This is a genomic window from Tropicibacter oceani (assembly GCF_029958925.1).
GTDB lineage: Bacteria > Pseudomonadota > Alphaproteobacteria > Rhodobacterales > Rhodobacteraceae > Pacificoceanicola > Pacificoceanicola oceani.
In genome coordinates this window covers 3002436-3028959 of sequence record NZ_CP124616.1, presented here as the reverse complement: position 1 = coordinate 3028959, position 26524 = coordinate 3002436, and the positions used below count along the sequence as shown (strand labels likewise).

Annotated in this window: 24 protein-coding genes; 15 read left to right on the top strand and 9 right to left on the bottom strand. The window is 65.5% G+C overall.

The window, feature by feature from the left end; genetic code table 11:
• Positions 1-35 precede the first annotated feature (35 nt).
• The 3 genes from QF118_RS14525 to QF118_RS14515 all read left to right on the top strand — a co-directional run bounded on the left by QF118_RS14525 (position 36) and on the right by QF118_RS14515 (position 2835).
• Complete coding sequence (locus QF118_RS14525; RefSeq protein ID WP_282299759.1) at positions 36-1028, top strand: hydrogen peroxide-inducible genes activator; 993 nt, start codon at positions 36-38, stop codon at positions 1026-1028.
• 103 nt (positions 1029-1131) lie between these two features.
• Positions 1132-2082 carry a lipoyl synthase gene (gene lipA / locus QF118_RS14520; RefSeq protein ID WP_282299758.1) on the top strand — a complete coding sequence of 317 codons (951 nt, stop codon included), beginning with the start codon at positions 1132-1134 and terminating at the stop codon, positions 2080-2082.
• Positions 2083-2277: 195 nt separating this feature from the next.
• On the top strand, positions 2278-2835 hold the full coding sequence (locus tag QF118_RS14515; RefSeq protein WP_282299757.1) for a hypothetical protein: 558 nt from the start codon (positions 2278-2280) through the stop codon (positions 2833-2835).
• A 177-nt stretch (positions 2836-3012) separates the two neighbouring features.
• Here QF118_RS14515 and QF118_RS14510 read toward each other — a convergent pair whose 3' ends face one another.
• Complete coding sequence (locus tag QF118_RS14510) at positions 3013-3894, bottom strand: cytochrome c (RefSeq protein ID WP_282299756.1); 882 nt, start codon at positions 3892-3894, stop codon at positions 3013-3015.
• A 6-nt stretch (positions 3895-3900) separates the two neighbouring features.
• Complete coding sequence (locus QF118_RS14505; RefSeq protein WP_282299755.1) at positions 3901-4356, bottom strand: c-type cytochrome; 456 nt, start codon at positions 4354-4356, stop codon at positions 3901-3903.
• A gap of 102 nt (positions 4357-4458) precedes the next feature.
• Here QF118_RS14505 and QF118_RS14500 point away from each other — a divergent pair, with 102 nt between their 5' ends.
• On the top strand, positions 4459-5310 hold the full coding sequence (locus QF118_RS14500; RefSeq protein WP_282302489.1) for a LysR family transcriptional regulator: 852 nt from the start codon (positions 4459-4461) through the stop codon (positions 5308-5310).
• A 12-nt stretch (positions 5311-5322) separates the two neighbouring features.
• On the opposite strand, the gene hpt is transcribed toward QF118_RS14500, so the two are convergent.
• The gene (hpt, locus tag QF118_RS14495) at positions 5323-5862 is read right to left on the bottom strand and encodes a hypoxanthine phosphoribosyltransferase (protein ID WP_282299754.1); all 540 of its coding nucleotides are present in this window, start codon (positions 5860-5862) and stop codon (positions 5323-5325) included.
• A gap of 70 nt (positions 5863-5932) precedes the next feature.
• Here hpt and QF118_RS14490 point away from each other — a divergent pair, with 70 nt between their 5' ends.
• Positions 5933-6379 (top strand): type II toxin-antitoxin system RatA family toxin, encoded by a 447-nt coding sequence (locus tag QF118_RS14490; protein ID WP_282299753.1) that lies wholly within the window; start codon positions 5933-5935, stop codon positions 6377-6379.
• A gap of 60 nt (positions 6380-6439) precedes the next feature.
• Here QF118_RS14490 and QF118_RS14485 read toward each other — a convergent pair whose 3' ends face one another.
• The 4 genes from QF118_RS14485 to QF118_RS14470 all read right to left on the bottom strand — a co-directional run bounded on the left by QF118_RS14485 (position 6440) and on the right by QF118_RS14470 (position 10117).
• Positions 6440-7618 (bottom strand): ammonium transporter, encoded by a 1179-nt coding sequence (locus QF118_RS14485; protein ID WP_282299752.1) that lies wholly within the window; start codon positions 7616-7618, stop codon positions 6440-6442.
• Positions 7619-8013: 395 nt separating this feature from the next.
• Complete coding sequence (locus QF118_RS14480; RefSeq protein ID WP_282299751.1) at positions 8014-8487, bottom strand: CinA family protein; 474 nt, start codon at positions 8485-8487, stop codon at positions 8014-8016.
• Positions 8484-8987, bottom strand: a complete 504-nt coding sequence (locus QF118_RS14475; protein WP_282299750.1) for a phosphatidylglycerophosphatase A family protein — start codon at positions 8985-8987, stop codon at positions 8484-8486. Before QF118_RS14475 ends, QF118_RS14480 begins: the two co-directional genes overlap by 4 nt.
• Positions 8984-10117, bottom strand: a complete 1134-nt coding sequence (locus QF118_RS14470) for a bifunctional 2-C-methyl-D-erythritol 4-phosphate cytidylyltransferase/2-C-methyl-D-erythritol 2,4-cyclodiphosphate synthase (protein ID WP_282299749.1) — start codon at positions 10115-10117, stop codon at positions 8984-8986. Before QF118_RS14470 ends, QF118_RS14475 begins: the two co-directional genes overlap by 4 nt.
• Before the next feature lie 281 nt (positions 10118-10398).
• On the opposite strand from QF118_RS14470, the gene dusB reads away from it, so the two are divergent.
• The 10 genes from dusB to hflX all read left to right on the top strand — a co-directional run bounded on the left by dusB (position 10399) and on the right by hflX (position 23004).
• On the top strand, positions 10399-11391 hold the full coding sequence (gene dusB, locus QF118_RS14465; RefSeq protein ID WP_282299748.1) for a tRNA dihydrouridine synthase DusB: 993 nt from the start codon (positions 10399-10401) through the stop codon (positions 11389-11391).
• Positions 11391-12476: a two-component system sensor histidine kinase NtrB gene (locus QF118_RS14460; RefSeq protein WP_282302488.1), complete on the top strand. Its 1086-nt coding sequence runs from the start codon at positions 11391-11393 to the stop codon at positions 12474-12476. The genes dusB and QF118_RS14460 overlap by 1 nt, the downstream gene beginning before the upstream one ends.
• The gene (locus QF118_RS14455; RefSeq protein ID WP_282299747.1) at positions 12476-13846 is read left to right on the top strand and encodes a response regulator; all 1371 of its coding nucleotides are present in this window, start codon (positions 12476-12478) and stop codon (positions 13844-13846) included. Before QF118_RS14460 ends, QF118_RS14455 begins: the two co-directional genes overlap by 1 nt.
• Before the next feature lie 101 nt (positions 13847-13947).
• Positions 13948-16227, top strand: coding sequence for a sensor histidine kinase NtrY-like (locus QF118_RS14450; protein WP_394357062.1), 2280 nt, complete (start codon positions 13948-13950; stop codon positions 16225-16227).
• 25 nt (positions 16228-16252) lie between these two features.
• Positions 16253-17671 (top strand): nitrogen assimilation response regulator NtrX, encoded by a 1419-nt coding sequence (gene ntrX / locus QF118_RS14445; RefSeq protein ID WP_282299745.1) that lies wholly within the window; start codon positions 16253-16255, stop codon positions 17669-17671.
• A 17-nt stretch (positions 17672-17688) separates the two neighbouring features.
• Positions 17689-18309, top strand: a complete 621-nt coding sequence (locus tag QF118_RS14440; RefSeq protein ID WP_282299744.1) for a hypothetical protein — start codon at positions 17689-17691, stop codon at positions 18307-18309.
• A 107-nt stretch (positions 18310-18416) separates the two neighbouring features.
• Positions 18417-19793 carry a Trk system potassium transporter TrkA gene (gene trkA, locus QF118_RS14435; protein ID WP_282299743.1) on the top strand — a complete coding sequence of 459 codons (1377 nt, stop codon included), beginning with the start codon at positions 18417-18419 and terminating at the stop codon, positions 19791-19793.
• A 3-nt stretch (positions 19794-19796) separates the two neighbouring features.
• Positions 19797-21311 carry a TrkH family potassium uptake protein gene (locus tag QF118_RS14430; protein ID WP_282299742.1) on the top strand — a complete coding sequence of 505 codons (1515 nt, stop codon included), beginning with the start codon at positions 19797-19799 and terminating at the stop codon, positions 21309-21311.
• 176 nt (positions 21312-21487) lie between these two features.
• The gene (gene hfq, locus QF118_RS14425; RefSeq protein WP_097802888.1) at positions 21488-21727 is read left to right on the top strand and encodes an RNA chaperone Hfq; all 240 of its coding nucleotides are present in this window, start codon (positions 21488-21490) and stop codon (positions 21725-21727) included.
• A gap of 53 nt (positions 21728-21780) precedes the next feature.
• The gene (gene hflX, locus QF118_RS14420) at positions 21781-23004 is read left to right on the top strand and encodes a GTPase HflX (protein WP_282302487.1); all 1224 of its coding nucleotides are present in this window, start codon (positions 21781-21783) and stop codon (positions 23002-23004) included.
• Between the two features lie 75 nt (positions 23005-23079).
• On the opposite strand, the gene QF118_RS14415 is transcribed toward hflX, so the two are convergent.
• Both QF118_RS14415 and QF118_RS14410 read right to left on the bottom strand, forming a co-directional pair.
• Positions 23080-23985 carry an aminoglycoside phosphotransferase family protein gene (locus tag QF118_RS14415; protein WP_282299741.1) on the bottom strand — a complete coding sequence of 302 codons (906 nt, stop codon included), beginning with the start codon at positions 23983-23985 and terminating at the stop codon, positions 23080-23082.
• Complete coding sequence (locus tag QF118_RS14410; protein ID WP_282299740.1) at positions 23982-26444, bottom strand: penicillin acylase family protein; 2463 nt, start codon at positions 26442-26444, stop codon at positions 23982-23984. The genes QF118_RS14415 and QF118_RS14410 overlap by 4 nt, the downstream gene beginning before the upstream one ends.
• Positions 26445-26524: the final 80 nt, after the last annotated feature.

The window sequence follows — 26524 nt, the reverse complement described above, 5'->3', positions numbered from 1 at the left end:
CTTGAACCTATCGCCCCCGGCGATAGGTTCTTTGTATGAACATCACGCTCAAGCAACTGACCTATTTCAAGGCGCTGGCCGAACAGGGCAATTTCCGCCGCGCGGCAGAGCAATGCCACGTCAGCCAGCCGGCGCTTTCGGTGCAGATCCAGGAACTGGAACGCAGCCTGGGCGGCGCGCTGGTCGAACGCCAGACCCGCGGCCTGCTGCTGACCCCGCTGGGCCGCGAAGTGCTGGAAACAGCGCAGCGGGTGCTGTCGGACATCGCCCAGCTGGAACGCAGCGCCCACAACCGGCTGGGGCTGGGCGGGGCGCTGCGCCTTGGCGTGATCCCGACCATCGCGCCCTATCTTCTGCCCGAGGCACTGGCCGCCCTGCGCTCGGCCGATATTTCGCTGGATGTGCAGATCACCGAAGGCAAGACCGACCGCATTCTCGACCTGCTGGCCGAAGGCGCGCTGGACGCCTGCATCCTTGCCCTGCCCAGCGAACGCGACGGGCTGGAGGAACGCGCGCTGTTCGAGGACCGCTTCTTGCTGGCGGGCAGCGCCGGGCGGCTGGAAAGCCTGGGGCCGGACATCAATCCCGAAGGCCTTGGCGACAGTCAGCTGCTGCTGCTCGAGGATGGCCATTGCCTGACCGATCAGGCGCTGGCCGCCTGCGGGCGCGGCCGTGGTCACGCGCGCATTCACATGGGGGCATCGTCGCTGCCGACGCTGACGCGGCTGGTCGAGGCGGGCTTTGGCCTGACCTTGATGCCGGAACTGGCCGCCGCGACCGAACGCGCCGTGGCGCCGGGCATGGGTTTGCGCCGCTTTGACGGGGTGCAGCCGTCGCGCCGTGTCGGATTGGTGCGCCGCGCCACCCGGCAACCGGCGCCCTGGTTTGACGCCCTGGCCGATACCCTGGCACAGGTGGGCAGCGGACTTGTGAATGACGCAAGGCTTTTGTGCGATGCGCTGGCCGGCGCAACGGCTGGCCGCAACCCTTTGCCGCAAAAAGAAAAAGGTGCAGGGGGCACTGGTTAACGTTTGGGATGCGCCACTCGGAAGACACTCCAAGCGGTACTGGTAAAACCCCCTGCATTTCTTTATTAGAAACGCAACGTCACTTCTTCGCGGGGAAAAAACCGTGCGCGATCTCAAAATCCCGTCTCAGCGTCACCCTGAAAAGGCGCATCGCCCCGACAACGCCCAGCCCAAGAAACCGGACTGGATCCGGGTCAAGGCGCCCGGCGGCGAAGGCTATAACGCCACGCGAAAAATCATGCGCGAACATAACCTCGTGACCGTCTGCGAAGAGGCAGGCTGCCCCAACGCCGGCGAATGCTGGAACCAGGGCCACGCCACCATGATGATCATGGGCGAAATTTGCACCCGCGGCTGCACCTTTTGCAACGTCGCCACCGGCAAACCCAACGCGCTGGACGCCTTTGAACCGGGCCGCGTGGCCGATGCTGTGCAGAAACTGGGGCTGAACCACGTGGTCATCACCAGCGTCGACCGCGACGATCTGGAGGACGGTGGCGCCGAACACTTTGCCCAGACCATCCGCGCGGTGCGCCACCGCAGCCCCGGCACCACCATCGAAATCCTGACGCCCGATTTCCTGAAATGCGACGACAGCGTGCTGGAGCGTGTGGTCGCCGCCAAACCGGATGTCTTCAACCACAACCTTGAAACCGTGCCGGGCCTTTACCCCACGGTGCGCCCCGGTGCGCGCTATTTCCATTCTCTGCGCCTGCTGCAGCGGGTCAAGGAACTGGACCCGTCAATCTTCACCAAATCCGGCATCATGGTCGGCCTTGGCGAAGACCGCCAGTCTGTCGGTCAGGTGATGGACGACATGCGCGCCGCCGATGTCGATTTCCTGACCATCGGCCAGTACCTGCAGCCGACGCCGAAACACCACGTGGTTGACCGTTTCGTCACCCCCGAGGAATTCGCAGCCTATGAAAAGGCCGCCTATGGCAAGGGCTTCCTGATGGTGTCGGCCACGCCGCTCACGCGCTCCAGCTATCACGCCGGGGATGATTTCGCCCGCCTGCGCGATGCGCGCCAAGCGAAGATCAGCAAGGGATAGACTTTCCGCATTCGTTGGACCGGGAATGCCACGACGGGGCAAGCCTGCCAAAGGCCGGGTGTTTGCGGTGCCGGACAGGCAACCTGCGCCGCTGCCATGACAGCGCCTCTCCCGTGTTGACTTGCAGCGTATCGAACCTGATGCTGGTTTCGAAACTTGGATTTCATCGCGTCCTGCAAGTTGCATGAGGGTGGCATGGACATGAACACTTCACCGTTCGCGAAACGGGTTTACAGCTACAAGGCTGGCACGTTCCAGCCGATCTTCATGTCCGGTCTTTTGATCTTTGCAGGGTTGATTGTCTTTGTCGTCATCACCTCCCTGCACACACATCGCACCTATGAATTCAACGGCACGACAGGGCAACATTCTGATGCTTTCGTCATGGGGGCAAGTATCACGGTCTTTGTCATATATCTGGGTTGCTGTCTCATGACCTTGCGCTGGCTCCAAAGGAACAGGCACTCATCCCGAACAGTTGTTCTGGATGAAGAAAAAGTGCAGCGCCCAATGTCCAAAGGGGATCGGCGCGAAGACTATCTATCCTACGACGACGTTCTGAGTGTCAAAGTGAAGCACTACCCTGAAGGCGGCCCCGAGCTTGTCGTTTCCACGCGTTCGGGGCGCGTTGCCTATAAAAGCGTGTATTTCGAAAGCGCTGCCGAATTCACTGACTTTTGCCATCGCATGGAACAAGTGTTGAATAGGAACGGCACTGCCGTCACCGGGTCTGCCGCAAAGGCCGGTGCATAGGCGAGCCGACAAATGCGGCGATTTGCACGACAAGTGACCGGACGCAACGTCTGCCGCAGCGCAGGTCAAAGACCTTCGGCAGCCCTGCCAGGACAGGGCCATCCGGCCACGGGGCTTGGCGCGAGATCGACAGCGCGACCTGCAAAATGCCGTTTCTTCGTTTCGATGGCGCCGGGATCACTGTGCCGGTGCGGGCAATGCCTTGACATAGGCCGCCACGGCCTGCCGGTCCTCTGCCGGCAGTTTCGCGAAATTCGACACCACCGCGGCCATGTGGCCGCCGACGCTGTCGAAATCCGGGGTGAACCCGGTTTCGAGGTAATAGGCGATATCCGACGCGCCCCAGGTCAGCTTGTCCGGCGTCAGCGCGGGAATGGTGCCTTGCCCCGACGGGTTCGGCGCACCTGCCAGCCAGCGCGACTTATCCAGTCCGCCCAAGGGGTTGCGCGGTGTGTGACATTCGCCGCAATGGGCCAGCGTTTCCACCAGATAGCGCCCGCGCTCCAGCTCGGGGCCGACCTCCATCACGTAGTCGTCGGAAAAGAACAACAGCTTCCAGCCGCCCAAAGACCGCCGGATGTTGAAGGGAAACCCGACATCATGCGGTTTCGACGGGGTCGCATCGGGCGGCAGGGTCTGCATATGCGCAAACAGGTCCGCCAGATCCTGCGGATCCATCTTGGTGTAGGAACTGTAGGGGAAGGCCGGGTAATAATGCTGACCCTCGGGCGAGGTGCCCTTGAGCACCGCATTGGCAAATTCGGGAAAATCCCAGGCGCCGATCCCGTGTTCGGGGTCGGGTGAAATATTCGGGGCATAAAAGGTGCCAAAGGCCGTGGCAAAGGGCTGCCCGCCAGCAAGAACCAATTTGTCCTCGCTTTTCGGCGCATGGTGACACGAGGCACAGCCAGCGGCGGTAAACACCGCCTCGCCGCGCGCGGCATCGCCCTCGATCCCGTCGATCAGGGCCGCGTCAACCTTGGCCGGAGCGGTCAGCCACAATCCCACCCCGGCGGCGATGACCGCCACCGGGACAAGCAGTTTCAAGGCGCGTTTCATCGCCGATCACTCGGGCGCGCGATAGGCGTCGTGGCAGGCCTTGCAGGTGCCGCCCAGCTTGCCAAGCGCGGGGCCGATCGCCTCCTGGCCGGTGGCGGCCGCGGTCTGCATTTCCTTGGCGGCATCGCCAAGCGCGCCCCATTTGGCCATCACGTCATCGAGGTTTTCCCACATGTTGGGCTGGGCGCGGGTGCCGTCGATGCTCATGTTGTCGGACCCTTCGGGCCACAGCGTCGGCTGGTGCACCATCGACACGCCCACCAGCGAATCCGCGGCGGCCTGTGCGGCGGCCATGTCATAGGCGATGTCGCCCTTGGCCATGCCCCCCAGAACACCCAGGTTCAGCGCAAGGATGCGGAACTGGCCCTGGCGCGCCTTTACTTCGGCGGCATAGTCCTGGGCCAGGGCGGCGGTGCCGCCGAAAATCGAAAAGGCTGCAATCAGTGCGAAAGTCTTTTTCATGGATATCTCCCTGAGAGTTCAATGGTACCACCATAATAGGAACCTGTACCTTCACAAGAGTATTAGCGATTCCTGCAATCAGGGGGCAAAAACTTGCACAGGGTGAACTGGGACGATCTGCGGCACGTTCTGATGGTGGCCGAAAAGGGCTCGGTCGCGGCGGCGGCGCGGGCGCTGGGGGTCAACCATGCCACCGTTCTGCGCCGCATCGCCGCCTTTGAAGAGGCGGCAGGCGGCCCGGTGTTCGAACGCCACGCCCAGGGCTATCGGCTGCGCCCCGACCGCGTTCCGGTGATCGAGGCCGCCCGCCGCGCCGCCGAGGCGATGGAACAGGCCGGGCAACTGATGCGCGGCAAAAGCACGGGCGCGGCGCAGGTGTTGCGCGTGACCTCGGTCGATACGCTCTGCGCGGGCCTGCTGGCGCGTGAACATGCCCGCATCGCGCGGCGGGTCGCGCCCTACCGGCTGGCGCTGATCTCGGCCAACACGCACCTGGACATGGCGCGGTTGCAGGCGGATGTCGCCGTGCGCCCGGCCAATGCCTTGCCCGAAGGCATGGTTGGCGATGCGCCCTGCACCCTGGGGTTTGGCGTCTATGCCGCGCCGGGGGCGCCGGAAACCTGGCTGGGTCTGACCGGGCCGATTGCGGGCTCGCCGGCGGGGCAATGGGCGGCGCAGTGCCTGCCGCAGGATGATCTGGCGGCCAGCGCCGACAGTTTCGTGGTGCTGCGCGAACTGGCGCTGGCCGGGCAGGGGCGGGCCATCCTGCCCTGTATCCTGGGCGACGCCTGCGCCGGGCTGACCCCGTTACCCGGCCTGATGCCCCGGATCGACGTGCCGGTCTGGGTTGCCTGTCATCGCGATCTGGCCGGGGCCGGACGCATCGAAAGCCTGCGCGCCGCGCTGGTCTCGGTGCTGCGGGCCAATGCCGGGGCGCTGGCCGGTCAGCATTAGGGCCTGCGCGCCTCAGTCGGTAAAGCGCACCTTGCCGATAAAGGGCAGGTTGCGGTTGTGCTGGGCAAAGTCGATGCCATAGCCCACCACGAATTCGTCCGGGATCTCAAAGCCCGTCCAATCCGCCTTGATCTGCACCTCGCGGCGCGACGGCTTGTCCAGCAGCGCGATCGAGCGCAGCTTGCGCGGCCCGCGCGACTTGAGCAGCCCCAGCACGTGTTTCATGGTGAACCCGGTGTCGATGATATCCTCGACCACCAGCACGTCGCGCCCCTCGATCCCGCCGCGCAGGTCCTTGAGGATGCGCACCTCGCGCGAGGATTCCAGCTCGTTGCCGTAAGAGGACGCCTCCAGGAAATCGACCTCGACGTCCAGCTTCAGTTCGCGCACCAGGTCGGCGATAAACACGAAGGACCCGCGCAAAAGCCCCACGACCACCAGCTTGTCGGTGTCGGAAAACTCCTTTTCGATCAGGTCGCTAAGGTCTTCGATCCGGGCGGCGATGGCCTTGGCCGAAATCATCTTGTCTACGACATATGGACGCTGAGGCATGATCCATCCCTTGTAATTTCGCGCGCAGCATACGACATGAGGCCCCATTGTCACCAAGCAAAGGGGCGACATGCCGACCCACTCTGAAACCCGCCACCTGCCGTACACGGCCGACCAGATGTACGCCCTTGTGGCCGATGTCGCCAACTACCCGCAGTTCCTGCCTTGGACCGCCGCCGCGCGCATCCGGTCGCGCGAGGATTGCGGCGATCACGAGGTGATGCTGGCCGACCTGGTGATCAGCTTCAAGGTCTTCCGCGAACGCTTTGGCTCCAAGGTCACGCTCTGGCCGCAGGCCCGGCGCATCGACACCGAATACCTGGACGGCCCGTTCAAGCACCTTGTCTCGCGCTGGGATTTCAAGGATGCCCCGGACGGCGGGGTCGAGGTGTCGTTCTTCGTGGATTTCGAATTCAAGAACCGCATCCTGCAAGGCGCGGCCGGCATGTTTTTCTACGAGGCGATGCAGCGCGTCGTGCGCGCCTTTGAACGCCGCGCGGCCGAGCTTTACGGCTGACCCCGAAACGAAAACAGGCCCCGCAATGGGGGCCTGCTTTGTCACCATCCGATCCCTGAATCAGCTGGCGTGATCGTAGGCGCGTTCGCCATGGGCCGACAGGTCCAGCCCGTTGACCTCGGTTTCGGCATCGACGCGCAGCGGCGTGATCGCCTTGACCACAAAGATCAGAACCACGGTCACCACGGTGGTGAACACCCCCACGATCACCAGCGATCCCAGCTGCGCGGCCCAGCTGCCCGCGCCAAAGGCCGCGATCATGATCGTGCCAAAGATGCCGCCGACACCGTGCACTGCAAAGACGTCCAGCGTGTCGTCGATCTTCAGCGTGTTGCGGATCAGGTTGACCGCCTCCTGGCACAGGATGCCCGCGACCGCACCGATAACCAGCGCTTCGATCGGCCCGACAAAGCCCGACGCCGGAGTGATCGAGGCAAGCCCCGCAATCGTCCCGGTCACGATACCCACCAGGGATGCGCGCCCGAACTTGATCTTTTCCCACAGCGCCCAGGTCAGCGACGCGGTCGCCGCCGAGATATGCGTGACGGTCAGCGCCATCGCCGCGCCGCCGTCAGCCGCCAGTTGCGAGCCGCCGTTGAAGCCGAACCAGCCGACCCACAGCATCGCCGCGCCGATGAACACGTAGCCGGGGTTGTGCGGCGGGGTGGTGCGGTTCTTGCGCGGGCCCAGGAACACCGCGATCAGCAGCGCCGCAAGGCCTGCGGTTTCGTGCACCACGATGCCGCCCGCGAAATCGCGCACACCGGTTTCGCCAAAGATGCCGCCATCGGACAAAAACCCGCCGCCCCAGATCCAGTGCGTCACCGGCGCATAGCACAGCAGCATCCACAGCCCCGAGAACAGCAGCACAAAGCCAAAGCCGATGCGTTCCACATAGGCGCCGACGATCAGCGCCGGGGTGATGATGGCAAAGGTCATCTGGAAGGCAAAGAACAGCACCTCGGGCAGGGTGCCCGACAGAGTATCGGCGTCGATCCCGATCAGGAACGCCTTGCCCAGGCCGCCCCAGACCGCGTTGCCCTCGCCAAAGGCGATCGAGTATCCGAAGGCCAGCCAAAGCACGCTCATCAGGCAGGCGATGGCATAGCAATGCATGAAGACGCTCAGCACGTTGCGCGCCCGTACCAGGCCGCCATAGAATAGTGCCAGCCCCGGCAGCGTCATGAACAGCACCAAGGCCGTTGCAACGATGATCCAGGCGGTATCCGCTCCGTTCATTGGGTTTCCTTCCCTTGTCCCTTTAACGTTGCGCGCCTGCATGCCGGATTCGATTGCGGATAAAACGCACTTTCTGGATTGAGACAGGTCATTTCCGGGGCAGTTTGCGAACTGCACAAAAAACAGGCTGAAATATCGGGAAACGCCGCATCAGCGGGCAGCCGATGAACCCTTGGATTTCAGGGAAACCGGGCGCGCGGACGGTTTTCCGCCACAGAGGGGGGCGGATGGGGCGTGCCGCTTTTTTGTGCAGTCGGCTGGCCTGCGGCCGGGGTCCTGGCTGGTTTTCGGGGCGTTTCAAGGCGCCCGACCGGCCCCGTGGGGCTGACGCGTCTGGGCCTTTGGACTACGCACCAAACCCGGCCCGTTTCGTACCAAACGTGGTAAGGGTCCGTTTACCGCAGCGCCGACAAGATCAGGTTCAGCGCGTGCTGCGTCGCCGCGTTTCGCACATTCGCGCGCCCCAGCGCCCCGTGTTCCACCGTCTCGCTGGTCACGCCATCCGCCGTCGCCAGCGCATAACAGACCCGCCCTTCGGGTTTGAAATCCGACCCGCCGGGCCCTGCAATACCGCTGATCGCCACCGCCACATCGGCCTGCGCGCGGCTTAGCGCCCCCTGCGCCATCTCGCGCGCGACCTCCTCGGACACCGCGCCATATGCTTCCAGCGTGCCGGCTGCGACGCCCAGCATGTCCTGCTTGGCGCGGTTGGAATAGGTGACAAAGCCGCGTTCAAAGATCGCCGAACTGCCGGCCACATCGGTCAGCGCGGCCGAAACCTTGCCCCCCGTGCAGCTTTCGGCGCAGGTGATGGTCTTGCCCTGATCCTTTGCCAAATCCTTGATTTCAGTGGCAAGTTTCAGGGTCACATCATCACCCCATGATAGATCGAGGCCAGGATGATCGCCCCCAGCGCCGCGAAAAGACCGGCGAACACATCGTCCAGCATGACCCCCAGCGGCGTGCCCAGCCGGTCCGCCTTGCCCACGATCCAGGGCTTGGAAATGTCGAACAGCCGAAACAGGACAAAGCCCGCGATCCAGCCGGGCCAAAGCCGGTGCACCCCGATATCCATCATGATTGCGCCATAGCTGACCGGGAACAGCGCGATCCACATGCCGACAACCTCGTCGATGACGATCCAGGACGGGTCGTGATCCTCGTCCTCGTCGGCGGTGATGATCTGCGTGGCCTTCCAGCCGATGAAAAAGGCGGCGACGGTGCAAACCAGCAGCAGCCAGAACCCCCCAATGATATGAAGGGCATAGGCGGCGGGCAGGGCGGCCAGCGATCCCCATGTTCCGGGCGCGGGGCGCATGCGGCCCACGGTCAGGAAGGATCCGATCAGGCGGGCGGTCTTGTTGTTCATGGTTTCACCAATGTGGCTGTTGCGATGGCGGCGATGCCCTCTTCGCGGCCGGTGAATCCCAGCCGTTCCGAGGTGGTGGCCTTGATCGACACGCGGTCCGGCGTGATCCCCAGAATGTCGGCCATGGCCTGCATCATGGCGGGCGCATGCGGGGTGATCTTGGGCCGCTCGCAGATCAGGGTGCAGTCGACGTTCGACAGGGCAAAGCCCATGTCACGCGCCATCTGCGCGGCGTGACGCAGGAAAATATGGCTTTCCGCGCCTTTCCACTGCGGGTCCGAGGGCGGGAAATGCCGCCCGATATCGCCCATCGCCAGCGCGCCGTAGATTGCGTCGGTGACCGCGTGCATGCCGACATCGGCATCCGAGTGGCCCTTCAGCTTGCGGTCATGCGGCACCTTGATCCCGCACAGAACGACATGGTCGCCCGGTTCAAAGGCATGCACGTCAAAGCCGTTGCCAAGACGGATATCCATATGATTTCCCTTCAGAATTCTTTCGGCCCGGGCGAAATCCCCCGGCGTGGTGATTTTCAGGTTGGCCTCGTCACCGGCGACGATGGCCACTTCCAATCCGGCGGCGCGGGCGATCTGGACATCGTCGGCGGCGTCGGGCGGATGGGCGCGGTGCGCGCTCAGGATCGCGTCAAAACGAAAGCCTTGCGGCGTCTGCGCCCGAAACAGCCCTTCGCGGTCGCGCGTTCCGGTGACCTTGCCACCCGCACCGGTCCACAGCGCATCGGTGACGGCCACGGCAGGGGCGGCGCCTGGTGCGGAGTCCAGCGCGTCGATCACCGCGTCGATCACCGCGCGCGGCGTGCAGGGGCGGGCAACGTCCTGGATCAGGACAAGGTCGGGGGCCTCGCCTGCCAGCGCCTCAAGCCCCGCGCGCACCGATCCAGCCCGCGTATTGGCCCCGTCGACCAGCGTCACATCCAGCCCCCGCGCGGCCGCTTGGGCCAGGGCGCGATCATCGGGATGGATCACCATGACAAGGCGGCCCAGATGCGCAAAGGCCTGCAGCGTCCAGCGCGCAACGGGCTGCCCCAAAAGCGCCTGCCACTGCTTGGGCAAGGGGCCTTTGGCGCGGCTGCCGCGACCTGCGGCGACAAGGATGACGGCTGTGCGCATGGCTCTCTCGTGTCGGTCGCGGCTTGTCTAAGGCCTGCGCGGGGCGGGCGCAATTGCCCAGGGCGCAGTGCACAATTTTTGTGCATTCGCTTTTTTCCAGTGCGCGAAAGCCGCGCGACTCATTGAACCCTTGGGGGGGCGGGGTTACCTGAACCCTATAGCGTGTTGCCTTTGCTTGCATTCCCGTGCCCGGCGATTTGTCCGACTGCCGGGGGAACGGGCTTTGCCGCAGGCAGGATCCCTGGTCCGCGACACGCAAAAGATGCACAAGGAATAGGCGTTTGAGCTTTCGTCTGAAAGACAAGGAAATCACCCCACCGGTCATGCTGGCCCCGCTTGCCGGGATCACCGACCTGCCGTTTCGCACCCTGGTGTCGCGGTTCGGCGCGGGCCTTGTGGTGTCCGAGATGATCGCCAGCGGCGAATTCCTGACCGAGCGCCCCGGCACCCGCGAAAAGGCGGAGCTGGGCGCGCAGATCGAAAACACCAGCGTGCAGATCGCCGGCCGCGCGCCTGGACCGATGGCCGAGGCGGCCAGGATGGTCGCCGACATGGGCGCGCGGGTGATCGACATCAACATGGGCTGCCCGGCCAAGAAGGTGACGGGCGGCTGGTCCGGCTCGGCGCTGATGCAGGTGCCCGACCACGCGCTGTCGCTGATCGAGGCGGTGGTTGATGCGGTCGACGTGCCGGTGACGCTCAAGACCCGGCTGGGCTGGGATGACAGCTGCCTGAACGCCGCCGATCTGGCCCGCCGCGCCGAGGCGGCAGGGGTGCAGATGGTGGTGATCCACGGGCGCACCCGCTGCCAATTCTACAAGGGCCGCGCCAACTGGGCCGCGATCGCCGAGGTAAAGAATGCGCTGACGGTGCCGGTTGTCGCGAACGGCGATATCGTCGATGCCGCCAGCGCGCGCCGGGCGCTGGCGCAGTCCGGCGCCGATGGTGTGATGATCGGGCGCGGGGCGCAGGGCGCGCCCTGGACGCTGGCGCAGGTGGCGCATGATCTGTTCGGCGCGCCGGCGCCGGTGATCCCGCAGGGCGCTGACTTTGTCGACATGGTCGCCGGCCACTACGAGGCGATGCTGGATTTCTACGGCCCCGATCTGGGCAACCGCGTCGCCCGCAAACACCTGGGCTGGTACATGGACCGCGTCGGCACCGACGGGGCGGCGCGCGGCGCGCTTTTGCGCGAAAAATCCCCCGCGGCGGTGCTGGCGCGTCTGCCCGATGCCCTGAACCGGCCGTTCTGCCCTTCGGGAGCTGCCGCATGATGGAAGAAGATACCGAAGCGATGATCTGGTCCTCACTGCCGGTTCCGGCAATCCTGATCGACCCGGACGAACGGATTGGCGATCTCAACCCCGCCGCCGAGGGGTTCCTGAACAATTCCGCCAAATGGCTGCGCGGCCAGCCGGTCTGGGATCGGCTGGCGGTGGATGCGCCTCTGGAGAAAAGCCTGGCGCGGGCGCGCGAAAACGGCACGCCGCTGTTCGTCAACGATGTGGATGTCGGCACTGGCAGCCGCCCGCCGCTGGTCTGCAACCTGCAGATTTCGCCGCTGATGGGGCGGGCGGGCTGGATGCTGATGCTGATCAGCCCGCGCGAACTGGCCGGGCGCATGACGCAAAGCCATTCGGTGAAATCGGCCGCCAAATCCGCCATCGGCATGGCCGAGATGCTGGCGCATGAAATCAAGAACCCGCTGGCGGGCATCGCCGGGGCGGCGCAGCTGCTGTCCATGAGCCTGCCCAAGGAAGACCTGGAGTTGACCGACCTGATCGTCATGGAAACCCGCCGCATCGTGAAGCTGCTGGAACAGGTCGAGCAATTCGGCAACCTGTCGGCCCCCGAACGGCTGCCGGTCAACGTCCATGACGTGCTGGACCGGGCGCGGCGTTCGGCGGCGCTGGGGTTTGGCGCCCACATGAAGATCGTCGAGGATTACGACCCCTCCCTGCCGATGGCGCTGGGGGATCCCGACCAGCTGCTGCAGGTGGTGCTGAACCTGATCAAGAACGCCTCCGAGGCGGCCGATCCCCAGGCGGGGGGCACGATCCGGCTGCACACCTATTATGACCACTCGTTCCGGATGCGCCGTGCCGACGGGTCGGGCCAGTCGCTGCCGCTGCAGATCGAGATCATCGACGATGGCCCCGGCCTGCCCGAAGAGATCCGCGGCGACATCTTTGACCCCTTTGTATCGGGACGCGAAAACGGCACCGGCCTGGGGCTGGCGTTGGTCAGCAAGATCATCTCGGACCATGACGGCTGGATTTCCGTGGACTCCGTTCCCGGCCGCACGGTCTTTCGAATTTCATTGCCCCGGCACGCCGGGAAGCCGCAGGAGAGCATCTGATGGATGGCACCGTACTTGTCGCCGACGACGACCGCACGATCCGAACCGTTTTGACCCAGGCCCTGACGCGCGCCGGGTGCAAGGTGCACGCGACCTCCAGCCTGACGACGCTGATGCGCTGGGTGGCCGAGGGCAAGGGCGACGTGGTGATCACCGATGTGATGATGCCCGATGGCAACGGGCTGGAAATGCTGCCCAAGATCAACAAGGACCGGCCCGGGCTGCCGGTGATCGTGATTTCGGCGCAGAACACCATCATGACCGCCATCCAGGCCGCCGAGGCCGAGGCCTATGACTATCTGCCCAAGCCTTTCGATCTGCCTGACCTGATGAAGCGTACCTCGAAGGCGCTGGAACACCGCAACCGCGCGCCGCGGCGCGAGGACCCGGTGGTCGGCGCCGACGAGCCGGACGAGCTGCCGCTGGTGGGCAAGACCCCGGCGATGCAGGCGCTGTACCGGCTGGTGGCCAAGGTGATGAACACCGATCTGCCGGTGCTGGTCTGCGGCGAAAGCGGTACGGGCAAAAGCCTGATCGCGCGCGCCATTCACGACTTTTCCGACCGCCGCACGCTGCCCTTCGTGACGGTGACGGGCGCTGACCTGGCCGATCTGGAAGGCCCGGCCAAGGTGCTGGCGCGGGTGCGCGGCGGCACGCTGCTGATCGACGAGATCGCCGACATCCCAGACGAGGTGCAGGCGCGCATCGTGCGGATGATGGATGTGCCGGGCGAACACGTGCCGCGCTTCATGGCGACCACGCAGTATGATGCCGGGTCGCTGATGGACAGCGGCAAGGTGCGTCAGGACCTGTTCTATCGCCTTGATGGCGCGACGATCACCGTGCCGTCGTTGCGCGAACGGGTCGAGGACATCGCCCTGTTGACCGACCATTTCCTGGCCCGGGCGGAACGCGAGGGGGCGCCCAAGCGCTGGCTGTCCAAGGAGGCGGCCGAGCTGTTCCGCGTCTACAGCTGGCCCGGCAACGTGCGCCAGTTGGAAAACGCCGTGCGCCGTCTGTGCCTGACCAGCATGGAAAAGGAAATCACCCGCGCCGAGGTCAGCGCGGTGCTGGGCAACCAGCCCGAAACCGGACCGGCCCTGCATGGCGGCGACAGCGAAAACCTGGGCGCGTCGGTGGCGCGGCACCTGCGGCGCTATTTCGACCTGCACGGCGCGATGCTGCCCCCCGAAGGCCTGCACGGCCGCATCATCAAGGAGGTCGAAGAGCCGCTGATCGAGATCGCGCTTGAGGCGACGGGCGGGAATCAGGCGAAATGCGCCGACCTTCTGGGAATCAACCGCAATACCCTGCGAAAAAAAATCACCGACCTTGATATTCGCGTGACACGGCGCCGCAAATTGATGTAAAAGGGCCACATAACTGTGGCAGCGCCGCCATGATGCGGTGAAAAGACCACAAGATATGGCGGTCGCTACCCAAGGGTAGCACATCTTTGCGAGGGTTGGCTGTGGCCACACGAGCACGGTCTGAAGCGTCCGGGGGCACCTGGGCGCGCCTTAACCGTCTGCGACGGCAAAGGCATGTGCAAAATGCGATGACACTGGCGCTGGTGGCGCTGGGTCCCTTGCTTGCGCTGGCGACATTCCTGGTGCTGGGTCCGCTGGACAGCGGTTCGGGCACGCAAATGAGCCTGCGGCTGATCCTTCTGGCCGATCTTGTCTATGTGCTGCTGGTTGCGGCGCTGGTCCTTAGCCGGGTGGCGCGGATGATCGCCGACCGGCGGGCGCAATCGGCCGGATCGCGGCTGCACCTGCGGCTGACCGGGGCCTTTGCGCTGATGGCGCTTTTGCCGGCGATCACGGTGGCGGTCTTTGCGGTCATCACCATCAACATCGGTCTTGAAACCTGGTTCTCCAGCCGGGTTCAGAACGTGGTGGGGGCCTCGCTTGCGGCGGCCGAGGCCTATGAAAGCGAACAAAGCGCCGCGCTGACACAGGATGCCTGGGCGCTTGGCGGGTTCGTCAACCAGAACCGCCAGGTGCTGACGCTGAACCCGACCATGACGCTGCGCGAATTGCTGTCCGAAGGCCAGTCGCAGATCCAGCGCGGTCTACGCGAGGCTTATGTAATTGACAGTGCAGGGGAAATCATTGCGCGGGGCGAACGGTCCTACCTGTTCGACTTCGAACGCCCCGGCCCGCAGGATTTCGCCCGCGCCGACGACAACGGGGTCGCCCTGATCGAGGATTGGCAGAACAACGAATTCCGCGCCCTGGTGCCGCTGAACGCCTTTGTCGATCACTACCTTTACGTCAGCCGCGATGTCGACGGGCGCATCCTGACGCTGCTGGATGAAACCCAGGAAACCGCGCGGTTCTACCAGCAACAAGAAAGCGAACGCGGCCGGCGGCTGTTCGATTTCGCCCTGCTGTACCTGGGCTTTGCGCTGCTGTTGATCCTGGCCGCGACCTGGGCCGGGCTTTGGTTTGCCGAACGTCTGTCGCGCCCGGTGGGCCGGCTGGCGGGCGCGGCGCAGCGCGTTGGTGGCGGCGATCTGGACGTGCAGGTGATCGAGGACGAAGGCGACGACGAAATCTCGATGCTGGGGCGCTATTTCAACCAGATGACCCGGCAACTGAAAGCGCAGCGCGAAACCCTGCTGGAAAACACCCGCCAGATCGAACGCCGCCAGCGGCTGTTCGATTCCGTGCTGTCTTCGGTCACGTCGGGGGTGGTCGGGCTGGACGAAGAGGGCAAGGTGACCTTTGTGAACCGCGCCGCCGAACGCCTGCTGGGCTGGCACGAAAACCACCGCGCCGACCCGATCTTTGTCGCGGTGCCGGAATTCGGCACCCTGTTCGACCGGATCCGCGAGGAAGGCCGCGAAACCCTGCAGGAAGAAATCAAGGTCAGCCGCGAGGGCCGTCTGGAACACCTGCTGGTACGCCTGTCCACCCGGCGCCGCAGCGATGCCAGCCTCGAAGGCTACGTGGTGGCCTTTGACGATGTGACCGACCTTGTGGGCGCGCAGCGCATGGCCGCCTGGGGCGATGTCGCCCGCCGCATCGCCCACGAGATCAAGAACCCGCTGACCCCGATCCAGCTGTCCGCCGAGCGCATCAAGCGCAAGTTCGGCCGCAAGCTGGAAGGCGACGACGTGACCTCGCTGAACGATCTGACCGAGGTGATCATTCGCCAGACCGGCGATCTGCGGCGCATCGTCGATGAGTTTTCCAAGTTCGCGCGCATGCCCGAACCCGAACGCAAGCCCGAGGACCTGGGCGCGCTGCTGCGCGGTGCCGTGCTGTTGCAGGAAACCGGCCAGCCCGAGGTGCGGTTCAAGACCGATATCCCGGGCGATCCGATGCCCTGTGAACTGGATGCCACGATGATCGGGCAGGCGCTGACCAACCTGATCAAGAACGCCGGCGAAGCCATCGAAAGCCTGCGCGAACAGGGCGCCCCGGACGGCTTTGACCCCGAAATCCGCGTCAGCGCCGCGCTGTCGGACGACGGCCGCGCCGAGATCCGGATCATGGACAACGGCATCGGGCTGCCCGAAGACCGGGCGCGGCTGTTCGAACCCTATGTGACGACACGCGACAAGGGCACCGGCCTGGGTCTGCCGATCGTCAAGAAGATCATCGAGGAACATGGCGGGACGCTGTCTTTGGAAGACGCGCCCGCATTTGGCGAGGGCGCGCATCCGGGCGCCATGGCCGTTGTACGTCTGCCGTTGGGCGCCCCCGCGTCCGAGGCGCAGATGAAACTGGTGCAGGAGGTTTGAGGTCCAGAATGGTTGAGGTGAAGACATGAGCGATATTCTGATTGTCGACGATGAACGCGATATCCGCGAGCTGATCGGGGATATCCTGGAAGACGAAGGCTTCTCCACGCGGCTTGCGGGCAATTCGCAGGATGCGATGAATGAAATCAACGCCGAACCTCCGGCGCTGCTGATCCTCGACATCTGGCTGAAGGACAGCAAGATGGACGGGATCGACATTCTCAAGACCGTCAAGCGCGACAACCCCGATGTGCCGGTGGTGATCATTTCCGGTCATGGCAACATCGAGATCGCCGTGGCGGCGATCAAGCAGGGGGCCTATGATTTCATCGAAAAGCCCTTCAACATCGACCAGCTTCTGGTGGTGATCCGGCGGGCGATGGAAACCTCGCTGCTGCGCCGCGAGAACCAGCAGTTGAAGCGCGGCGAGACGAAGAACGCCGAGATGATCGGCGACAGCGCCTCGTTCCGCACGCTGGTCAGCCAGCTGGACAAGGTGACCAAATCCAACGGCCGCGTCATGCTGACCGGGCCTGCGGGCAGCGGCAAGGAAGTGGCCGCGCGCTATATCCATGCGCGGTCGAACCGGACCAATGCGCCCTTTGTCACCGTCAACTGCGCCGGCGTCGAACCCGAGCGCATGGAGGGGATGCTGTTTGGCCGCGAAAGCGCGCAGCGCGGGGTCGAACCGGGGCTGCTGGAACAGGCGCATGGCGGGGTGATCTATTTCGACGAGGTCGCCGACATGCCCGTCGGCACCCAGTCCAAGATCCTGCGCGTCCTGGTCGATCAGCAGTTCACGCGGGTGGGCGGCAACGACAAGGTGCGGGTGGACCTGCGGGTGATTTCATCGACGGGCCGCGACCTGAAAGAGGAAATCACCGCCGGGCGGTTCCGCGAAGAACTGTACCACCGGCTGAACGTTGTGCCGATCGCGGTGCCGTCGCTGGCCGAACGCCGCGAGGACATCCCGCTGCTGGCGGCGCATTTCATCAACGAATGCAACCAGTCGCAGGGCCTGCCGGTCCGCAGCATTTCCGAGGATGCGGCGGCGCTGATGCAGACCATGACCTGGCCGGGCAACGTGCGCCAGCTCAAGAACCTGGTAGAGCGGGTGCTGATCCTGGGCGATGGCACCGGCCCGATCGAGGCGCGCGAGCTGCCGCAGGAAAGCACGCCGGGCGATGCCGAAGAGGACCGCGTGGTGTTGTCCGGCACCCTGGCCACGCTGCCGCTGCGCGAGGCGCGCGAGGCCTTTGAACGCGAATACCTGCTGACGCAGATCAACCGCTTTGGCGGCAACATCTCGCGGACGGCCTCGTTTGTCGGGATGGAACGCTCGGCCCTGCACCGCAAGCTCAAGAGCCTTGGGGTGGTGACCAGCCAGAAATCCGGTGCGCGCGTGGCGCATGTGGATGACGAGGCGGTGGAACGGGCCTCCTGATTGCCGGGGCGCGTCGGGTGATCGGACTGCGCGGACTGGCGGCGCTGGCACTGGCGGCGCTGGTGCTGGGCGGCTGCGCGGGCGCGCCTTCGGGTGCGCTGACGTCCCGCTCTGGCGGCGGGGCAGAGGCGGGGGCGCAAACCCGGCAGGACCGCATCGCCGAATTGGGCGCGGCGATTGCCGCGCTTGGCCCAAACGTCGATCCGGACGAGGCCACGCGCGCCGCGCGCATCGCCATCCAGGAGCCGCTGCAATGGGCCATCGACTGGCAGGTGGTCGATCCACCTTTGATCCACAACATGAAGGTGAACAGCGGCCTGCGCCCGCGCGGCCTGTGCAAGGATTGGGCCGATGATCTTCAGGCCCGCATGGCGCGCGAGGATTTCCAGACGCTGGACTGGCACCGCGCGATTGCCAATCACGACACGGTGCTGATCGAACATTCGACGCTGATCGTGTCGGCAAAGGGCGCGGCGATGCAGGACGGGATCGTGCTGGACCCCTGGCGGCAGGGCGGCGGGCGGCTGTTCCATGCCCGGGTCCCCGACGATCCGAAATACCGCTGGACCCCCCGGGCCGAGGTTTTTGCCCTGAAACGCAAGTGGCGCGCCGCCCGAAACGCCCCGCGCCCCGAGTGACGCAAAGACGGGCAGGGCGGGCGCGCCGATGCTCGCGACTGCGACGAGGCGTTGACCATGCGCCCGCGTCATGCCATGCCGGGGGCTGGTTTGAATGAGGTTCGACCATGAAGGTCATCATATGCGGGGCGGGCCAGGTTGGCTGGCAGATCGCGCGCCACCTGTCGGGCGAACGCAACGACGTCACGGTTGTCGACAGCAACCCCGACCTGGTCCGGCGCGCCACCGATACGCTGGATGTGCAGGGGATCGCGGGTTTCGCCAGCTATCCGGACGTTCTGGAAAAGGCCGGTGCGCGCGATGCCGACATGGTGATCGCCGCGACCTATTCGGACGAGGTGAACATGGTCACCTGCCAGGTGGCCCATTCGGTCTTTGCCGTGCCGCGCAAGATCGCCCGCCTGCGGGCGCAAAGCTATCTGACAGCGATCTATTCCGATCTTTACCGGCGCGAACACCTGCCCATCGACGTCGTCATCAGCCCCGAACGCGAGGTCGCCGAGGCCGCGCTTCAGCGGCTGTCAGCCCCGGCGGCCTTTGACACCGAAACCTTTCTGGATGGCAGCGCGCATCTGCTGGGCCTGTCGATCGACGAAGACTGCCCGGTGGTCAACACGCCACTGCGGCAGCTGACCGACCTGTTTTCCACGCTGCGTTCGGTCGTGGTGGGGGTGCGGCGCGACGGCACGCTGTTTGCGCCCGAAGCCGGTGACCAACTGTTTGTCGGCGACAGCTGCTATGTCATGGTGCATCAGGACGATGTGCGCCGCACGCTTGAAATCTTTGGCAAATCCGTGCGCAAACAGGAACGCGTGGTGATCGTGGGCGGCGGCAACGTCGGCCTTGCGGTGGCGCGCCAGCTGGAACAGCGGCGCGACCGGATCCGCGCCAAGGTGATCGAGCGCGACCGCAAGAACGCCGAACGCGCCGCCGATGCGCTGGAACGCACCATCGTGCTGCATGGCGACGGCCTGGACGCCGCCCTGCTGAGCGAGGCGGGCGTCGAACGCGCCGACGCGGTGCTGTGCGTGACCGACGACGACAAGACCAACATGCTGGCCGCCGTGCGCGCCAAGGCCGCCGGCTGCCCGATGGCGATTGCCCTGGTCAACGATCCGACCCTGGTCGAGCTGATGGAGCCGCTGGGCATCGACGCCTATATCAACCCGCGCGCCACAACCGTAAGTTCCATTCTGCGCCACATCCGACACGGGCGCGTGCGCTCGGTCTATTCGATCGGCGACGCCGAGGCCGAGGTGATCGAGGCCGAGGTGCTGTCGACATCCTCCATCGCCGGGGCGCGCATCCGCGACATCGATTTCCCCGAAGGCGTGCTGGTCGGGGCGGTGCGCAAGGGCGGCAAGGTCGTCAAGCTGACCGGCAGCCTGCAGGTCGACGCGGGCGACCAGATCGTGATCTTTGCCCTGGCCAAGGACGTGCCGGAGGTCGAACGCCTCCTGCAGGTCTCGATCGACTTTTTCTGAGCCATGACCGCCATCGCACGATTGCCATTGTTCTTGATGCTGCTGGGGCTGATGTCGGTCACGCTGATCGTGCCGGCGGGCTATGCCCTTGCCATCGAGGAATTCCACGACGCGCGTGCCTTTTTCTATTCGGGGCTGGTGGGGATGATCCTGACCGCGCTGGTCGGCATCGCCCTGTCGAACCGCGCCCACAACCTTAGCGGCGTGCGCCAGTTGCTGGGCTTTCTGGCGGCCTTCATATTTCTTCCGATCTTTCTTGCCGTGCCGTTCTACGAGGCCGTGCGCACCACCACCTTTCTGTCCGCCTATGTCGAAATGGTCTCGGCGCTGACCACCACCGGGGCCAGCCTGTTTGATCCGGCGCGCCTGTCGGGGCCCGAACACCTGTGGCGCGGGCTGGTCGGCTGGATGGGCGGGCTGATGGTCTGGGTCGCGGCCTCGGCCATCCTGGCGCCGCTGACGCTGGGCGGTTTCGAAGTCACGGCCGGCGGCGAGCCGGGGCAGCTGATCGCCAATGGCGCGGCGCGCGACGTGCGCAACACCCCCGCCCGCCGCCTGCACCGCAGCGCCGAGGCGCTGGTGCCGATCTATGTCGGGCTGACCCTTGCGCTGTGCGTGCTGTTGCTGGTGGCGGGCGATCCGCCGCTGGTCGCCCTGATGCATGCCATGGCGGTCATGTCGACCTCGGGGATCACGCCGCTTGCCGGGGTCACGGCGGCGCCCAGCGGCCTGATCGGAGAGATGATCCTGTTCTGTTTCATGTTCTTCGCCCTGTCGCGGATGACCTTTTCCACCGACACCGGGCAGGCGCAGCGCCGCGGCCTGCAATATGACCCCGAATTCCGGCTGGGTCTGTTGATTGTCGGGACTGTCCCGGTGCTGTTCTTCGTGCGCCACTGGCTGGCCTCGTTCGAGGTGGGCGACGAACAGAACCTGCTGGCCGGGGTGCGGGCCTTTTGGGGCGGGCTGTTCACGGCCATGTCCTTTCTCAGCACCACGGGGTTTCTCAGCGGCGACTGGGACACGGCGCAGGCCTGGTCGGGGTTGTCGACGCCGGGCATCCTGTTGATGGGCCTGGCCATGGTCGGCGGCGGCGTGGCCACCACCGCGGGCGGGGTCAAGCTGCTGCGCGTCTATGCGCTCTACCTGAACGGCAAGCGCGAGCTTGAGCGGCTGATCCATCCGCATTCGGTTGGCGGCTCGGGCCTGGTCAACCGCCGCATAAGGCGCGAGGGCGCCTTTATCGCCTGGGTCTTCTTCATGCTGTTCGCGGTGACGCTGGCCGGTTTCTGCATGGCCTTCAGCGCCGTCGGCATCGGCTTTGAACAGGCGATGATCCTGACCGTCGCGGGGCTGTCGAACACCGGGCCGCTGGTGCTGTATTCAGGGGCCGAACCGATCGTGCTGAACGCCCTTGGCGCCGAGGCCAAGGCCCTGCTGAGCGCCGCGATGATCCTGGGGCGGCTCGAACTTCTGGCCATTGTGGTGATGCTGTCGCCGGACCTTTGGCGCAGCTAGGCGAGGGCGGCAAAGGCGCCCTGGGGGCGGTCTTTGGCCGGAAAACCGGGCGGCGCCGCGGGCCTGTTTCGGGAAATGCGCTTTTTGCGCTGGAAACTCGGATGCGTCCAAGACATACTCGCCCAAAGTGAGGGGCGTGCCCTGCGCGGTGCGATACAAGAACAAAGGCAATTTCAATGGCTTCGGACAGACAGAACCTGCAGGACGCATTTCTTAACCACGTTCGCAAAACCAAGGTTCCGGTTACGGTATTCCTGATCAACGGTGTGAAGCTGCAAGGTGTCATCACCTGGTTTGACAATTTCTGCGTGCTTTTGCGCCGCGACGGCCAGTCTCAACTGGTTTACAAACATGCGATCAGCACGATCATGCCGTCGCAACCGATCAACCTTTATGATGGTGAAGACGCTTCTTGAGCGGACATGAACACGACACCGTAGCAACCCGCGCCTGGGTGCTGCATCCCGACATGAAATCCGTTCAGGATCGCCGCAAGGCGGACATGGCCCTGGAAGAGGCCGTGTCGCTTGCGCACGCCTTGCCGCATCTCGAGGTGGTCGGCCAGACGGTCGTGCCGCTCAAACGCGCGCACCCCGGCATGCTGTTCGGCAAAGGCAAGATCGCCGAGCTCAAAGACCGCTTCAAGGCCGAGGAAGTCGACCTGGTGCTGGTCGACGGTCCGGTCTCGCCGGTGCAACAGCGCAACCTGGAAAAGGAATGGGGCGTCAAGCTGCTGGACCGCACCGGGCTGATCCTGGAAATCTTCAGCGACCGCGCGGCCACGCGCGAAGGCGTGCTGCAGGTCGAAATGGCGCATCTGTCCTACCAGCGCACCCGGCTTGTCCGCGCCTGGACCCACCTGGAACGCCAGCGGGGCGGGCTTGGCTTTGTCGGCGGCCCCGGCGAAACCCAGATCGAGGCCGACCGCCGCGCCATCGACGAACAGCTGGTGCGCCTGCGCCGGCAGCTCGACAAGGTCGTCAAGACACGCGAATTGCACCGCGCCGCCCGCGCCAAGGTGCCGTACCCCATCGTCGCACTGGTCGGTTACACCAACGCCGGCAAATCCACCCTGTTCAACCGCCTGACCGGGGCCGAAGTGCTGGCCAAGGACATGCTCTTCGCCACGCTCGACCCGACCATGCGCCAGGTCGAACTGCCCACCGGCACCACGGTGATCCTCTCCGATACGGTGGGGTTCATTTCGGACCTGCCGACCGAACTGGTCGCCGCCTTCCGCGCCACGCTCGAAGAAGTGCTGGCCGCCGATGTCATCGTGCATGTGCGCGACATCTCGCACCCCGAATCCGAGGCCCAGGCCCGTGACGTGCGCACCATCCTCAATTCTCTCGGGGTCGATGACCAGGTGCCGCAGGTCGAACTGTGGAACAAGATCGACCGCCTCGACGACGAACAGGCCGACGCCACCCGCAACCGCGCCAACCGCGACGACGGCATCTTCGCGGTCTCGGCGATCACCGGCGAAGGGCTGGATGCCTTCCTCGACGCAGTGACAAGGTCGCTGGGCGAGGAAAAGCGCCGCGAAGACCTGATCCTGCCCTACAACCAGGGCCGCAAACGCGCCTGGCTGTTCGAAAAGGGACTGGTCGAAACCGAAGCGCAGACCGAAGACGGCTATGCGCTCACGGTCCACTGGACCGCAACGGACAAGGCCCGCTTCGACGCCCTGTGAACCCGCCCTGCGCTTCTTTGTGCCAAAAATATCCCGGGGGGGCGCGCAGCGACGGGGGCAGCGCCCCCAGCGCCGTCAGAAAACCGCGCTGTCCTGTGCCAGGATCCACTCCGCCGCCCGCAGCCTTGCGGCCTGTCTGCGCGAGGGCGCGGCCGGGGTGCGCGCCCATAGTCCCAGCGCAAAGGCGCGTTGCAGGAACACCCGCACCAGCGGATCGCCCAGGCCTTTGCCATAACCGTGCGCCAATGCTGCCAGTGCCTCCTCCGGGTCCTGCCCGACAGGGGTGAAGGCCAGGATATCGACGCCCAGGGCGAAAAGATCGCGCAGCGGCTCGTCCTCGGCGGCATTCTCGAAATCGATCCCCCACAGCGCCCCGTCCGCCCCGACCAGCAGGTTGCCGGCGTTCAGGTCCTTGTGGGTGACGGCGCGGGTCGCCGGCTTGCGGCGCACCTGGTCGAACAGCGCGTGCTGGGCGGCGACGTGGCGGGCAAAGCCCGGCAGGTCGGCGATCGCCCGCGTGCCTTCTGCACCCTGCGTCTGAAGTTTGTCCAGCCAGTTCAGGTGCCCGATGGGGCGAAAGGGGGCGGGGCGCAGGCTGGATGCGTGCAGCGCCGCGATCCAGGCCCCGGCGCGTTCCACCAGCGCCAAAGCCTGCGCGGGCGCGGCGCTTTGAAGCGCGGCCTCAAGCGGCTGGCCGCCACAATCGTGCATGACCAGCGCCGGGATCTCGGCCGCGAAATGCAGCACGCCCGGCGCGCGGAGCTCTCCGCGGGCCAGCACCTGTGCCACCGCGTTCTGGCGATCTGACTGGGCGCGGGCCTTGTCTGCGGCCTCGGGCGGCCACAGTTTGACCACGACCGGCGCGGCCGTGCCCGATGCGCGCAGCACGCCGGGGGCAAGTGCCGTCAGATCACCCGACCAGTCCGGCCACAGCGCGCGCAGGGCCTGCCCGGCCTTGTCGCGGGCTGCCTGCGGTGTCACGGCTTGACCAGCCGCGTGATCCCGACCGAAGCCGCCCGGGCCAGGCCTTCGTCCAGCGACATCGGGATGTATTCGCCGCGCCGCCACAGCTGGCCCAGGTCGTCATAGTGGCGCGACAGGAAATGCCCCGATTGCCCGGTCGCGCTGACAAACACCGAACTGTCGGGATCGGCAAAGTCATAGACGCCGCGATAGCCCGCCGCATGGACGTTTTCGAAGGGGGCGTCGCCGCTGCCGCGGGTGCGGCCGCGCATCAGCGTGTTGTCCCCGCCCGAGGTGCTTTGCTGGATGTTCACGAAATAGCGCAGCACCGGAACCTTGCCCAGGACCGTGTGTTCATGCACCGCCTGGTGGGCATCGCCCCAGCGCAGCGATTCCAGCGCGTCGCCATAGGTTTCATTGATCCAGACCAGCGCGTCGTCCAGTGCCAGCCTTGCGATGTCCGCGCAGCTTTCCTCGTTCACCGAACGCAGGATGTCACACCATTTCGCCGCGCCGTTCACGTCGCGAAAGACCCGTTCGATGAACAGCGGTTCGACATGGTCGAATTCGCTGGCCAGCGGGCCCAGGTCGTCGCGGATCAGGCGTTCCTGCAGCGCGCGCAGCCAGGCAGCATAGATCAGCGGTTCGGGCAGATGTTCGTTCATCTCGCCGTTCCAGTTGGCCAGCAGGTCCAGCGCGCGCTGGCGCTGGCGCTCGGGGGTGCCTTCGGGGGCGGCCTCTCCGGTGTACCACAGATCGCGGCCGATCAGCGGCAGCAGGGTGCGGGCTGTGACGGACACGGTGTCCAGCTGCGCCTCGATGAAACTGTCGCGGGTGTGCACCTGGCGGCCCTGCATGATGGTGCGCCAGCGCTGCACCCTCTGGCTGTCGCCCCAGTCAAAGCTGACGTGGCGCGGAAAGGCATCATCGGTCAGCTTGTTGTTGGTATTGCCGACGATCCCGCCCTGAGGGGCCAGAAAGCCGGGGTTGGCGGAATAGGGCAACGTGCCCTGCCAGCGGTTTTCGGCGACATGGCCAAGGCTGGGCATGCGGCCCTGGCTTTGGTGGCGCGGATCGCGCGACGGCATCACACCGATCAGTTTCAGCGCGACGGTGTCCTTGTCGATCAGCGTCAGGTTCTGCGACGGCGCCACATGGGCGCGGCTGATCTCGATCGCCTCGTCGACGGACCCTGACATCATCAACCCGATGCCCGCAGTCATCGAGGTATCCTTGCCCGACAGCGCGGTCCAGGACAGGGTGGCCACATGGCCCGGCGGGGTCACGGCCTCCAGGTCGAAACTGGCGCGCGGCAGCACCGGGCCGTTCGTCGTCCAGCGCAGGGTGATCGTGGCCGGCGCATGATCCTTGATGGTGATGATGCTTTTGCGGGTCTCAAAGCGCGCCCAGCCGTCCGGCGTGCGGTATTGTTCTGAGTCTTCGGGGTTCAGCTCTTCGATGAACAGATCCTGATCATCCAGGTAGGACGAGGTCAGCCCCCAGGCCAGGCGCTCGGACCGGCCGACCATCACCACCGGAATGCCCGGAATGGTGCCACCGATCACGCCGCCCGAGCGCAGTTCCAGCCGCGCCAGGTACCAGATCGACGGGGCGGTCAGCCCAAGGTGCGGGTCATTGGCCAGCAAGGTGCCGCCGCCCGCACTGCGCGAGGCATCCGCCGCCCAGGCGTTCGAAGCCCCCGACAGGCCGCGCGGCGGCGTGGCGGGCAGAAAGGCCTGCCGCGTCTGGCTGGGGGTATGGGCGGGCAGGGGGCCGGGCACCAGGCTGGCGTATTCGGGCAGGGCCGCGACGCCGGGGCCGGGCATGTCCGGCAGGATGTCCGACAGCCGGTCGGCATCGGGGATCAGCAGCGAGGTGCGGGCGCGCAGCACCTCTTCGCGCAGGTGGCCGGTCAGCTGAAAGGCCATCAGCTTGGTCAGGGCGATGGAATCAGCGGGCTTCCAGGGCGCCAGCGGCGCGTTGAACATGAAGAATTCGGGCGCGCCGCGTCCGTTGCTGCCCTGGTTGATTTCGTCAAGGCGGGCATTGACCCCGGCGCTGTAGGCTTCGAGAGCGTCCAGCGTGGCGGCATCCTGATGCGCCACCGAGGCCACCGCCAGCGGGTACAGATCCAGCCGCCGCATCAGCGTGTCGGTTTCCACCGTGCGGGTGCCAAAGATTTCCGACAGGCGGCCCTGCACGGTGCGGCGCAGCAGCACCATCTGCCACAGCCGGTCCTGCGCATGCGCATAGCCCAGCCCGAAAAAGGCGTCGCGGTCGGACAGCGCCATGATGTGCGGCACGCCGGCATTGTCGCGGATGATCTCGATGTCGGCGGTGATCCCGGCGACGGGCAGCGTCTTGTCGTATTCGGGCAACGACCGCGAGGCGAGATAATAGACCATGCCCGCCCCCAGCACCGTCAGAACGATGCTCAGCGTCACCAGCCGCAACAGCCATCGGAACACAAGCGCCATTTCCCTCGCCCTTTTCTTGCGCTAACTGGGATGCAACGGGGCTTAGCCTGCCCTTGGCCGGATGCCAAGGGGCGCGGGCG